Source organism: Rhizobium sp. R634, from assembly GCF_002211305.1.
Taxonomy (GTDB): Bacteria; Pseudomonadota; Alphaproteobacteria; order Rhizobiales; family Rhizobiaceae; genus Rhizobium.
Map to the genome: position 1 here is coordinate 163,982 of NZ_LOKW01000028.1, position 12,456 is coordinate 176,437.

The 12,456-nt window shown below is 61.8% G+C and carries 12 protein-coding genes; 6 read left to right on the plus strand and 6 right to left on the minus strand.

Features of this window, described 5'->3' with window-relative positions; genetic code table 11:
• Positions 1-43: 43 nt before the first annotated feature.
• The 3 genes from ATY77_RS30150 to ATY77_RS30160 all read right to left on the minus strand — a co-directional run bounded on the left by ATY77_RS30150 (position 44) and on the right by ATY77_RS30160 (position 5,037).
• Complete coding sequence (locus ATY77_RS30150; protein ID WP_088690108.1) at positions 44-805, minus strand: class GN sortase; 762 nt, start codon at positions 803-805, stop codon at positions 44-46.
• Complete coding sequence (locus ATY77_RS30155; RefSeq protein WP_088690109.1) at positions 795-3,149, minus strand: marine proteobacterial sortase target protein; 2,355 nt, start codon at positions 3,147-3,149, stop codon at positions 795-797. Before ATY77_RS30155 ends, ATY77_RS30150 begins: the two co-directional genes overlap by 11 nt.
• Positions 3,150-3,363: 214 nt before the next feature.
• Positions 3,364-5,037: a glycosyltransferase family 39 protein gene (locus ATY77_RS30160; RefSeq protein WP_088690110.1), complete on the minus strand. Its 1,674-nt coding sequence runs from the start codon at positions 5,035-5,037 to the stop codon at positions 3,364-3,366.
• Between the two features lie 314 nt (positions 5,038-5,351).
• Here ATY77_RS30160 and ATY77_RS30165 point away from each other — a divergent pair, with 314 nt between their 5' ends.
• The 5 genes from ATY77_RS30165 to ATY77_RS30185 all read left to right on the plus strand — a co-directional run bounded on the left by ATY77_RS30165 (position 5,352) and on the right by ATY77_RS30185 (position 9,300).
• A complete protein-coding gene (locus ATY77_RS30165; protein ID WP_088673111.1) occupies positions 5,352-6,554 on the plus strand; it encodes a pyridoxal phosphate-dependent aminotransferase in 1,203 nt (400 codons plus the stop codon).
• 96 nt (positions 6,555-6,650) lie between these two features.
• A complete protein-coding gene (locus ATY77_RS30170) occupies positions 6,651-6,917 on the plus strand; it encodes a type II toxin-antitoxin system prevent-host-death family antitoxin (protein WP_088690111.1) in 267 nt (88 codons plus the stop codon).
• Positions 6,914-7,300 (plus strand): type II toxin-antitoxin system VapC family toxin, encoded by a 387-nt coding sequence (locus ATY77_RS30175; RefSeq protein ID WP_088690112.1) that lies wholly within the window; start codon positions 6,914-6,916, stop codon positions 7,298-7,300. Before ATY77_RS30170 ends, ATY77_RS30175 begins: the two co-directional genes overlap by 4 nt.
• 182 nt (positions 7,301-7,482) lie before the next feature.
• On the plus strand, positions 7,483-8,388 hold the full coding sequence (locus ATY77_RS30180; protein ID WP_088690113.1) for a glycosyltransferase family 8 protein: 906 nt from the start codon (positions 7,483-7,485) through the stop codon (positions 8,386-8,388).
• A 45-nt stretch (positions 8,389-8,433) separates the two neighbouring features.
• Positions 8,434-9,300: a 3-deoxy-manno-octulosonate cytidylyltransferase gene (locus ATY77_RS30185; protein ID WP_088690114.1), complete on the plus strand. Its 867-nt coding sequence runs from the start codon at positions 8,434-8,436 to the stop codon at positions 9,298-9,300.
• A 22-nt stretch (positions 9,301-9,322) separates the two neighbouring features.
• Here ATY77_RS30185 and ATY77_RS30190 read toward each other — a convergent pair whose 3' ends face one another.
• Positions 9,323-10,420 carry a calcium:proton antiporter gene (locus ATY77_RS30190; RefSeq protein WP_088690115.1) on the minus strand — a complete coding sequence of 366 codons (1,098 nt, stop codon included), beginning with the start codon at positions 10,418-10,420 and terminating at the stop codon, positions 9,323-9,325.
• 231 nt (positions 10,421-10,651) lie between these two features.
• Between ATY77_RS30190 and ATY77_RS30195 the strand changes: the two genes are divergently transcribed.
• A complete protein-coding gene (locus ATY77_RS30195) occupies positions 10,652-10,939 on the plus strand; it encodes a DUF2188 domain-containing protein (RefSeq protein WP_088690116.1) in 288 nt (95 codons plus the stop codon).
• Here ATY77_RS30195 and ATY77_RS30200 read toward each other — a convergent pair.
• Both ATY77_RS30200 and ATY77_RS30205 read right to left on the minus strand, forming a co-directional pair.
• Positions 10,936-11,451, minus strand: a complete 516-nt coding sequence (locus ATY77_RS30200) for a GrpB family protein (RefSeq protein WP_088690117.1) — start codon at positions 11,449-11,451, stop codon at positions 10,936-10,938. The two genes, ATY77_RS30195 and ATY77_RS30200, sit on opposite strands and share 4 nt — an antisense overlap.
• 63 nt (positions 11,452-11,514) lie before the next feature.
• Entirely contained in the window at positions 11,515-12,417 is a 903-nt protein-coding gene (locus ATY77_RS30205) for a LysR family transcriptional regulator (protein WP_088690118.1), read from the minus strand.
• Between the last annotated feature and the right edge of the window lie 39 nt (positions 12,418-12,456).

Sequence of the window (12,456 nt, forward strand, 5' to 3'; positions counted from 1 at the left end):
TTTCCATGCTGAACGTGGAGCGGGCAGGGGACGGCTTCAACCCTCATTCGCTTTGCAATAACGGCTTTGTGTTTGGCGGTTGAACGGAGCTGGTCGCCTCGCCATCCACCAGTTCGGCTTCGACGATGTAGCGCAGCGAGCCCGGTTCGGTCGCATCGAAGGGCCAGCAGGTGGTCAGCGCCAGGCGGCGGCCGTCGGAGGCGGGATCGATGCCGCTTGCATCCCATGGGGCGATGCGGCCTTCGCCGGCCTTGAAGGTCAACAGCTTGCCGTCGCGGCGGGTGATCTCGATCGTGTCGCCCGGCTTTATATATTGCAGCCAGCGGAAATGCGTGTCGCGATGGGCCGCGATGACGGAGGTGCCTTGCTCGCCCGGCTGCGGCGTGTTGGCGAGCCAGGCGGGGCCGAAGGCGAGGGCCTCGCCGGAGGCGCCGGAGAGCACGATCGCCTCCTTGCCGAGGCGCGGCGCGCGCACCTTGGCTTCCGTGGTAAAATCGGCCCAGGGCCAGGGCTTCATTTCTTCGCCGTGCAGTTCGGCGGTGAAAGCACGTTTCAGCAGGATCTGCGAGAGCTCCGCCTTCGCCTTCAGCAGGACGCCGTCGCCGATCAGCGCCAGGCCATAAAGGGCAAGACCTGAAATGGCGAAAGCGATGGTCTTTTCGATCGGCGAAAGACGCCAGAGGAAGAAACCTTTCTTCCTCCGCGCCCTCGGCATGTCATGCGCCGTGGCGGCGGCCATGGCGAGTTCCAGATAGGTCGGAAGCGGCTCGAATTCGGCCGCTTCCTCATGGCTGCTAACGGCCATCGCGCGTAGCTCCGATCGTGACGAGGCCCTTGATGCGGCGGCGCCAGATGGCAAGCCCGCTTGCCGCCGCCAGCGCCAGCAGCAGCATGGTGAGACCGCGCATGATCTGCTCGTCGGCCCGCGTCGCCGTCTGCGGCAGGTTTACGGTCGCGCTCTTCTGGGCGATCAGCGTGGCGGCTTTTGCCGTCGGCGCTGCGGCCATCATGGTGGCGATCTCAGGCGGGGCGACGGCTGCGACTTGTTCCGGTGTTGCGTTTGCTGCCGGCTCCGCGGAGGCCCGGCGTGTCGCGCCGTCGGTTTCGCCGAAGATCTTTCCGAAGTCCCAGCCCTCGGGCAGGTTGAGCGGCAGCTTCGCCGAGCCAAGCGGTTCTCTGGCTGGCCGCGACGGGGCGACGTCGACGGCGACAAGGCTGGTGACGCGGGAGACGAGGTGGTGGGCAAGCGCCACCGTCTCGATATCCTTGTCGAGTGCTGCGGGATCCCGGCGCTCATAGGCGCGGGCTTCGAAATCGTCGATCTTGCGCCGTGCCCAGAGCTTGGAGATGCCGTTGCCGTCGGCGGCATTGACGATATCCATCTCGACGCGCCAGGGCTGATCGCTCGTCCTGCCGATGATCTGCAGCTTGCCGGCCGGCTTATCCCCAGGCAGCTCCGCGGTCAGCACGACCGGCTCGCCGCTATAGAGGTCGGGCATCGGGTTCGGCGTGATGTCCTCGGCCGCGATGCCTTCGAAATTCGCGGCGATATCGGTCATGGCAGGGTTTTGCAGCTTGGTGAAGAGCTCACCCATGCGGCTTGCCACCTGATCGGCCGAGCCGATCTGGGTGAAGGTGCCGCGGCCGATTTCGGCGGCCTTGGTCATGAAGTAAGTATTGGGCGCCGAGCCGATGCCGACGGTGCAGACGCGGGCATCGCCGCGGTTCGCGGTGATTTCCTGGAAGAGCTGCTGCTCATTGCCGATCGCGCCGTCTGTCAGGAACACGACCTGGCGCAGCGCTCCGCTTGCGACGGGGCCCTGGTTGCGCAGCGCGGCCTCGAGGGCGGGCAGCATTTCCGTGCCGCCGTCGGCGGTCAGGCCTCTGACATAGGCGATGGCCTTTTCGCGATTGTCCGGCGTGGCGGCGACGAGGCCCTTGAAATAATCGGTCATCGTGTCGTCGAAACGGATGACGTTGAAGCGGTCGTCCGGGTTCAGCTTGGAAATGGCAAGCGCCAGGCTCTGTCTTGCCTGCTCGATCGACTGGCCGGACATGGAGCCGGAATTGTCGATGACGAAGACCACCTCGCGCTTGGCCGGCGCTGCCGCATCCGGTGCGGTCGGCGGCGTGACGAAGGCGAGCAGATAGGTCTTGCCGTTCATCACCTCACGAAAGAGGCCGGCGCTCGGCATCTTGCCGGGCGCGGCCTTCCAGGTGAGCTCGAAATCCTTGTCGGCGGGAACGAAATCGCCCTTCAGGCTGATCGTTCTCGCCTGATCGCCATCCTGCCGGATATCGACCTCGTGGAATGAGGATTTGACGTCGCCGAGAGGGAAGCCGGCCTTGAGGTCGACGGTCAGCGAGACCGGATTGATCCTGGCGTTTTCGCGCGGGTCGAGCACGGGGGCTTCGATCCTTTCACGGTTTTCCACCGGGTCGCTCGGCGTGGCGAAACCGGCTCCGTTGTTGAATTCGACGATCTGGACGATCGGGGCCGGATTGTAGCGCGGCGCGATGACCATCGGGAAGCGCAGCGAGAACTCGCCGCCCGACTGGCGGACCGTCTGCTGATATTCGATCTGCACGACGATTTCTTCGCCGGGGCCGATATTGGCGACCTGGTTGGTGAAGATGTTCGGCCGCTGCTGTTCGAGCAGCGCCGTCTTCTTGCCCTCGGCCTTGGCCTGTTCATAGATCTCGCGGGCCTCCTGGCGCGGCTTGATCTGGCCTTTGATGAAGCGCTCGCCGATCTGCATCTTCAATGCGTCGACGGCGGAATTCTCCGGCAGCGGGAAGACATAGGTGCCCTCGACCCAACCCTGGCTCGGGTTCTGGAAGCGCTGCGTCACCTTCACCCTGGCGACCGGTCCGGAGACGTCGATGGCGACGTCGGTCTTCAGCCGCGGCGCTTCGACATAGAAGCCGGGCTCCTTCGACGGAAAGAGCAGCGAGCCGCTGTTGACGTCGTTCGGCCGGACGAGTGCCGCGAGCTGGCCGGACGCCTGCTGCGCCTCGGCGCGGGCGACTGAGGCAAGTCCCAGCATCGCGGCGATACAGGCGACAAAGGCGGTGGCGGCGACAAGAAATGAAATGGAAATCCGGCGCATGCGTATGCGCCCGATGGCGAGCTCATCTTCCAGAAACATTGGCGTACCCTCAATAACCAATTTTGGATCACGCAATGATGCGGCTTCGATCTCGGCGCGCTCGCGACCGAATTGCGGCGGCGTGCGGCATTTGTTGCGGCTTATTCGTGGCGATGACGAAATCCGGCGATCTGTCTGATTTCAAAAGATGAAAAACAGGATTGTCGCCGCCGCGCGGAGGTAGCGAGGCCGCGCAGTCAGACCGTGGCGGTTCTCAGGGGCGGGTGATCTTGTAGACCAGCAATTTATCGGAATCGGCAAGCTTGGTTGCGGTCCTGTCGAGATAGTCGACAACGCCGCCATGATGCTCGATGAACAGCCGGCCTTCATTGTCAGTGGCATTCTTGGCGACGCCAAACAGGTCCGCGCCCTGGGCGCGCAGTTCTTCGAGCTGCGCGATCGCGGTGGCGTCATCCGCGACGAATTTCGACCATTCGGCATCGCCGCCGCCGGGCGGGAACACCCAGCCGCGCGCCCTGCTGTAGTAGACCGCGACGGGATCACCGACATCGGGCGCGATGGCGACGACGAGGTCGCCCGGTTGCGCCAGCCGCGCCAGTTCCTCGCCAAGCAGCTTGCCGTTCATGGCGATTGGCTTCTTCATCGTCCTGACGAGGGGCAGGGTCGACCAGCCCACCGCGACGATCAAGATGCAGATTGAGCGGAGCACGACCGTCGGGTTTAGAACGGTTTTCGATGAAAGCTTTGCCAGAAGAAGCGCGCCGTGGCCGCAGAATATCGCGGCCGGCACATGGAAGATGTGGAGGTTCCACACATTGCTGGTGATCTCGCCCGCTGCGGCCAGATAGAGGACCAGGGCCGCGGCCAGCCAGATATAGGGAATGGTCGAAAGGGCACGCTGCTTCGGATCTTCGGCGCGGCTGGGCGGCATCCACAAACCGACTGCGAACAGCAGCAGGAACGGATAGCCATAAAACCACAGGACGGAGGTGTTCCATGCGGATTGGAAGTAGAACCTGTCCTTGACGTATGTCCCGACGCCGTAATCCCAGATATAGCCGCCGCTGCCGGCGAAATGGAACGGTGGATAGCTGCGAGCGAGATAGATCGCCCAGCTGAAATAAGCGCCGATGATGGCCAGGCTCAAAAGCCCGGACAGGAAGACCAAGCCCGCTGGCTTCCACTTCTTCTCCAGAATCCAGCAAACCATCAGGTAAAAGATGACGGCGCCGGCCGCGATGCCTGGGGGCTTCGACAGCGCGCCGAGCGAGAAGCTGACGGTGGCGAGCGGCAGGAGCCAGCCGCTGCCGCCGGCCCAGTATTTGACGAACAGCCAGACGCCGAGCGTGACCAAGGCCAGCATCGCGGGATCGGGAAGAACCGAGCTGTCGATCTGGATTGCCGCCGGCATCAGCGCGTAGGCCAGTGCCGCCGCGTGGGCATGCATCTCGCCCCAGCACAGGGCCGTCAGCCTGTGCAGCGAGAACACCGTCACCAGCCCGAACAAAGCCGCAACCACGCGGCCGAACCAGTCGTGCCAGCCGAACAGCTGGTAGAGCAGGGCTGTGAGATAGCTGACGATCTGGAACTCGCGGCCCTGATAGCTTGGTCCGGGCCCGGTCCAGCTGACCTCCGGAAAGAAGATGTTCCAGCTGCGCTCCCGGAAATTGTCGGCCATCATTGCGGTGCTGATCTCGCGCCAGCTGAAGCCGTCGACCAGCGGCAAGGTGATCCTGTGAAACCTGAAGACGATCGCAATGATCAGGATGCCGAGCAGGATCGACATGTCGAGGTTTAGATAGTTGCGAGCGGCGATGGCCCAGCCGGCCGGCTGCTGTTCACGTTGCGGATCTTCGGCCGGAGCCAATTGCAGATCGTCCGGCGCGATGCGCAGTGGCGTGGAAGGTTTTCGGGGCGGCTTTGTCATGCCGGCAGTTCATCAGCAAAGTCTTAAAAAGCAATTCACCCAGATTGGGTATCAACGCCCTTTATCGTCTAGAGGCGCAAGAAACTCTGTATTCGTCAAGAATTTGTTCAGGAGTTGCTTGGAACGCTTCGACTGCGCGCCGCAAACCTTGCCGATGGGCCGCGATCGGCCTGCCGGTGCGGCAAAACGATCAATAAGAATCATTGCCCCCATCACGCCTTTGCGCTTGAAATGCCGTCATACATTGGACATAGAGCTAACCGCAGAACTCCGGTCCCGGCTTTCTGCCCGTTTCAACCAATAGGACCGATATCATGGCCTTCCTTGCCGATGCTCTTTCCCGTGTGAAGCCTTCAGCCACCATCGCCGTCTCCCAGAAAGCGCGCGAGCTGAAAGCGAAAGGACGCGACGTCATCGGTCTCGGCGCAGGCGAGCCGGATTTCGATACGCCCGACAATATCAAGAAGGCCGCCATCGACGCGATCAACCGCGGCGAGACGAAGTACACGCCGGTTTCCGGCATTCCCGAACTGCGCAAGGCGATCGCCGCCAAGTTCAAGCGCGAGAACGGCCTGGAATATTCCTGGGAGCAGACGATCGTCGGCACCGGCGGCAAGCAGATCCTGTTCAACGCCTTCATGGCGACGCTGAACCCCGGCGACGAAGTCGTCGTTCCGGCGCCCTATTGGGTTTCCTATCCCGAGATGGTGGCGCTCTGCGGCGGCACGCCGGTTTTCGTTTCCGCGACCCAGGAGCATAATTTCAAACTCCAGGCCGCTGATCTCGAAAAGGCGATCACGCCGAAGACCAAGTGGTTCATCTTCAACTCGCCGTCCAACCCGACGGGCGCGGCCTATACGCATGCCGAGCTGAAGGCGCTGACCGATGTGCTGATGAAGCATCCGCATGTCTGGGTGCTGACCGACGACATGTACGAGCACCTGACCTATGGCGACTTCAAGTTCGTCACGCCTGTCGAAGTCGAGCCCAAGCTCTACGACCGCACGCTGACGATGAACGGCGTCTCCAAGGCCTATGCGATGACCGGCTGGCGTATCGGCTATGCCGCAGGCCCGATCCAGCTCATCAAGGCGATGGACATGATCCAGGGTCAGCAGACCTCGGGCGCGACCTCGATCGCCCAGTGGGCGGCCGTCGAAGCGCTGAACGGCACGCAGGACTTCATTCCCGAGAACAAGAAGATCTTCGAAGGCCGCCGCGATCTCGTCGTGTCCATGCTGAACCAGGCCAAGGGCATCGTCTGCCCGGTTCCGGAAGGCGCTTTTTACGTCTACCCGTCCTGCGCCGGCCTGATCGGCAAGACCGCACCCTCCGGCAAGGTCATCGAGACCGACGAGGATTTTGTGTCCGAGCTTCTGGAATCGGAAGGTGTGGCCGTCGTTCACGGCTCGGCCTTCGGCCTCGGCCCGAACTTCCGCATCTCCTACGCAACCTCGGAAGATCTGCTCGAGGAAGCCTGCCGCCGCATCCAGCGTTTCTGCGCCGCCTGCAAGTAAACGGACTGCGATACAACAGATCGAAGGCCTGCCGGTGACGGCGGGCCTTTTTGTTGCGGCGTTGACGATGTGGCTGCATGTAGCTACATTTGTCGCATGAAGACCGTGACGATCCGCGACGCGAAGAACCGCCTGACCGAGCTTGCCCGCGAGGTCGAGGAAGGCGAGACCATTATCGTGACGCGCAACGGCAAGCCGGTCTTCGATCTCGTCCCGCATCAGAAGCGCGGCGGTTTGAACCTGGAGGCCGGTCAGGCTTATCTTCGCGCTCGGGGTATCACCAATCCGGTGCCTTTCATTGCGGATGATTTCGACGATCCGCTGCCTGAAGATTTTCTTCTGAGGCCGTTGCCGGAGCCATGAGGCTTCTTCTTGATACCCACATCGTTCTGGCGATCCTGCGGAAAGACGCTGGCCAGCGATTTCCTGAGATCGCCTCGCTGCTTGGCGACAGCAAAACTGTAGGCTTCGCCAGCGTCGCAAGTCTGTGGGAAACGGCGATCAAGGCTCGCCTGGGAAAGCTGGATCCAGGCATGCCGCTTGAAGACATTGCCGGGTCTCTCGAAGAAATAGGTCTGATACTGCTGCGGATCGAAATTCAGCACGTCATCACCGCCGCTGATCCCGAGCCCGAGACGCGCGATCCCTTCGACCGCTTGCTGCTGGCGCAATGCAAGGTCGAGGGCTTGCAGCTCGCGACGGTCGACCGTTTGCTCGTCGGCCATCCACTGGCTCTGCGGCTATAGAGCTCACATCCCGATTCAAGTCCTTGCGGCATCGATTCCGCATTACCTCCCAACTCATTGAATTCCGATTCAAATCGTGACGGGGAGCGCCGGCGGCGCGGATGATCTCAGGTTGCGGGCGGCCGCCAAACCAACTAGATATCCGGCATCAAGTTCAAGTTGCCGTTTTGGGAGGCCGGATTTTGCAGCAGAGTGCCGTCATCGTCTGTTCCGACGTCAACATGCTGCCGGCTGCCTGCTGCACGCTGCTTTCCGTCAAGCGCAATCTCGTACAGGCCGATATTGAGTTTCTGCTTCTCGGCATCGACCTCAAGCCGAACGAGGTCGCCGAGGTCGAGAGTTTTGCGCGCCTGCACGGGATGACGATCACCGTGCTGCCCTATGCGACGCCGGAGACGGGGCTGCAGGCGCGGGGCCGCTGGTCGGGTGCTACGCTGGCGCGGCTTTACATGGATCTGCAAATTCCCGAGAAAGTCGAGCGTTTGCTCTACCTCGACGCCGATGTGCTCGCGGTGGCGCCCGTCGACGAACTCTTCACCAGGGACCTCCAGGGCAAGGCGCTTGCCGCAGTCGATGACTATGTCATGGCCTTCCCCGAAAAGGCGGGCGCGCGGCAACGCAAGATCGGCATGGGCGAGGGCGGACGCTATTTCAATGCCGGCGTCTTGTTGTTCGACTGGTCGGTCTGCCGGGCGAAGGGGCTTTTCGCCAGGACCCGGGAAATCTTCGAGGAGCGCTCGCATCTGTTTCAGAACAACGATCAGGATGCGCTGAACGTCACGTTCGACGGTAACTGGCTGGTGCTCGATCCGCGCTGGAACACGCAGACGGGACTTTTGCCTTTCGTCGAGCGGCCGGCCATCTTTCATTTCACCGGCCGCAAGAAACCGTGGCAGGCGAGCGTTCCCTGGGTGCATCGCCGGATGGCCAAGCGCTATGCCGAGGATCTCCGCGATACGCCCTGGGCGTCCTTCTGCAGGCAGCCGTCGGCGGCGGGCCGGGTTGGCGGTTTCTTCTCGCATGTGGGAAAGCAGATCGGCGGGCTGGCGCGGCTTGCACGGATGCGCGCCTATTTCAGCAACAGCTAGCGAGGCGGGCCGAGCGGATCGTCCAGGGAAAGTGCATGTGAGCCGATGGAATCAATGCCGAGCGATATCAGGACCGTGGCCGCCGGAGATGGCGGGGTGAATCTCTTGACACCGGACGCGTGGAAAGCGCTGTTGTCGCGCTATTCCCATGTCGTTCTCGTGGCAAACAGCGAGGCGGTCGATTTCGAGCGGCTCAGAAGCGAGCTGCCGGAGACGGCGCTCTACGTCTTCTTCAACAATGTCTACAAGGTGCTCGACGAGCCCTTCACTGGTCATGCGGTGCTGGTTGCCCGCAGCGGCGTGATGGGCGCCAATATCGTCCACCGGCGCGAGGTGGGGGACGTTCTGCGCTTCTTTGCCGGCGACGACTTCCTGGGCGTCGTCAACATTCGCGTCTCCCCGGAGGAAAACTTCAGCGAGGAGAGCCGCTTCAATGGCGCCAAAGCCCGCCACCTCGATCTGACGCAGATGCTCGCCGATCTTTACCCGACGGGCAAGATCGCGACCAGCGGCTTTGCGATGGCGCTCTGGCTCGCCGACCTGAAGCTGCCGGGCCAGATCCTGCTGGCCGGCTTTTCGGCGAAGAGGAGCGAGAAGTGGAAGGTCTTCGACGTGCATGACTGGACGTTCGAGCAGATCTTCCTGCGTCTCTTTGCCAGGATGGGCTCGATCTCGATGACGGGTGGCGTCGATGCCAGCCCCTATTCGGCACTCGCCAAACGGTTTCCCGACGTGCCGCCGATCGAGATCGCCATGACGGCGGCCGAAGTCTTGTCCGAGCGGCTTCACAATGCCAACAGCCAGATCGACCGGCTGATGTCCGTCACCAAATCCATCCGCGCTATCGAAAATTTCTTCCGGCGCTTCAAGCCGAAGACCCGCAAAGAGCGCTTCCTCGAGAAGTCGAAGTGATGAGCTTCGCCACCTTCTGACGTCAAAGGCTAAGCGCCGTCAGCATGATGAAGGTGGCAAAGAGGATGAAATGCGTCATGCCCTCGATCGCGTTGGTCTCGCCGTCGTTGAGGTTGATCGCCGCGGCAATCAGCGTGATCGTCACCATCACTGTCTGCACCGGTGTCATCGCCATGATGAAGGGCTGGCCGGTATAGAGCGCGATCGCCTCCATGACAGGCACGGTGAGGATCACCGTCGACAGCGAGGCGCCCATGGCGATGTTGACCGTTGCCTGCATGCGATTTCGAAGAGCTGCCCGCAAAGCCGTCAGAATTTCGGGGGCGGCCGATATCGCCGCGACGACGACGGCGGTGATGGCGATCGGCGCGCCGCTATCGCGCAGGCCTTCGGTCATGAAGGCCGACATGAACTCCGCCAGCAAGCCGATGATGACGACGCCGACAAGAATGGTGGCGATCGAGACCGCGGCCGACTCCTCGGGGCCGTCTTCGCCGTGGCTTTCCTTTTTCCGTTCGGAGCGCGGATAGCTGTAGCTGAAGAAATAGCTGTGCTGGCCGACCTGCATGCGTAGGAAGAGGCCGTAGAGAGCGATCATCGCGACGATGGTGAAGGCGGAATAATAATGCCACTTATCCCTGGGCACAAATTCCGGCACGATCATCGAGATGCCCATGGCGGTGAGGATCATCACGCCGTAGGTCTTGCCGGAATTGTCGTTGTAGGGCTGTTCGCCGTGCTTGAGGCCGCCGAGCAGGGCGGCGAGGCCGAGAATGCCGTTGATATCGAGCATCAAGGCCGAATAGATCGTGTCGCGAACCAGCGTCGGAGAGCTTTCGCCGGTCATCATGATGGCGAGAATGATGACTTCGACCGCGACGGCCGAAAGCGTCAGGATCATCGTGCCGTAGGGATCGCCGACCTTGACGGCGAGCAGTTCGGCATGATGGGCGACGCGGATCGAAGCGAGCACGATGGTGGCGATGAGTGCGGCGGCGGCGATTAGCGCAACACCGCGGCCCATCTCGATGACCGTATGCTCCAGGAGATAGGCGGTCACTGCGGCGGCGAGCGCAATGACCAGAAACTTTTCCTCTTTGAGGCGCGACGCGATCTGCAAGTCCTAGCTCCCGTTCCGTTTCATGCCTTTTAACTAAGTCACTGATTTCGGATGGGAAGCGCGCCCTAGCACTCTGCTATTTGCAGTCTTCGGCGTTTAATGGAATACTGAACGCCATCGGGGCCGGAAAGCAGATCGCGGCGTCCTCGAATTCTCGTCACGCGGCCGCGATGATCCGGACCCAGTCCGGAAGCATGCGAATGCGCAACAAGAAGATGAGGAGACTGTTGTATGATCAAGGTGGTCTATGAAGTCGTGCCGCATGACGGCGGCTGGGCCTACAGGCTGGGAGGCGTCTATTCCGAGGCATTCCCGACCCATGCCGAGGCGCTCGAGGCTGCGCGCATCGTCGCGGCCGAACAGCAGGTCGGCGGCGATTCCGCCGAGATCAGCTGGCAGGACGAAAACGGCAAATGGCATGAGGAATATGCCGAAGGCGGCGACCGGCCGGAAACAGAGGTGGTCGACGGCTTCTGGCAGGAACGCACGGCCGGCGCCTCGCAAAGCGCCGGACGTTAAACGTCGCCTCTCAACGCTCGCGTGACGATCGTGTCGACAAATTCGCGTTTCTCTGCGGTGTAGCGATCGCCATCCATCCTGAATTCGGCTGCCAGCCTCAGTTTGAGCGCGGCATAATCGGCCGCCGCCTCGGGATGCGCGATGAGATAATCCCGGAAAGCCAGCCTGTTTTTATGTGTGCGGTTGCCAATTGGGCAGAGGTAGACGCGCTCGGCCGGCACCAAATCTCTCGATAGGAATGCCCACATCTCGTCGTCATATCGGTTGCCGCGCGGCTCGTAATTTTCCGAGAGAAGCACGCGGGTCGCATCCTCGATATGTTCGAGACCGGGAAGAACGATGTCGATATCGATGAGCGGCTTGGCGGCCATATCAGGGATGGCGGTGCTGCCGACGTGATCGATGGCGAGCGCCTGCGGCAGCAAGGCCAAGAGCTTGCCCCGAATGCGCTGGAAGGCTTCCGGCCATTGCCTGTCATAGCTCACCAGTTCGACCGGCTTGTGCATTTTCATCTCCCGCGCGATTGCCTGGAGATTTACCCATGATTCTTGCCAGAAATCGATTGCGATTTCGGCTCATGCGCTTGTGGAATAACGATGGTAATCCTGAAGGCCCTTGACCAGCGCGTCGAAAGTGGCGCGGCAGCGCGGCGAGGTTTTCAGACTTTCATGCATGACCACCCAGGTGCCGAGCGGTATGCCGAAAGCATCGTGTAGGACATGAACGAGGTCAGGGTTCTCGCGGGCCAGTCCGATCTGGCAGATGCCGATGCCGACGCCGGCGCGAATGGCGGAAAGCTGGGCAAGATTGCTGTCGGTCCTGTAGGAGAATTTGATGCCTTCCGGCGCCGGATAACGTTTCATCACCAGACGGACGTAGGCCGTCTGCCGGTCGAAGCCGATGAGCCGGTGGTTAGCAAGGTCCGCCATGGTTTGGGGAATGCCATGCCGTTCGAGATAGCTTCGGTGGGCGTGGAAACCGAGCGGAATATCGCCGATGCGGCGCACGATGAGCGCATCCTGCTGCGGCTCTGCCATGCGCACGGCGATATCGGCTTCGCGGTTCATCAAGTCTTCGATCATATCGGAAGCCGAGAGCTCGATCTGGAGTTCTGGATAGGTCTCCTGCAGGCTCCCAAGAATTTTCGGCAGCACCTCGACGGCAACGACCTCGCTGGCGCTCACTCTCACCGTTCCCGCTACGCGTTCGCGCTCGCCGGAGGCCGTGCGCAGCAGCGCGGCCGCGGTTGCGGCCAGCGCCGCGGCATAGGGTTTCAGCGCCTGTGCGGTATCGGTCGGCAGCAGGCCGTTCGGTGAACGGATGAAAAGCTCCGTGCCGATCGCTTTTTCCAGCGCATCAACGTGACGACCGATCGTTGGCTGGGTCAGCCCGAGTTCACGCGCGGCTGCCGAAAGCGAACCTTGCTGAAGCGCGGTCAGGAAACTGCGGTAGAAATCCCAGCTCGGTTCGATATCCATATATTTTCGTATAACAGATGCACGCATTTCGTCAATTTT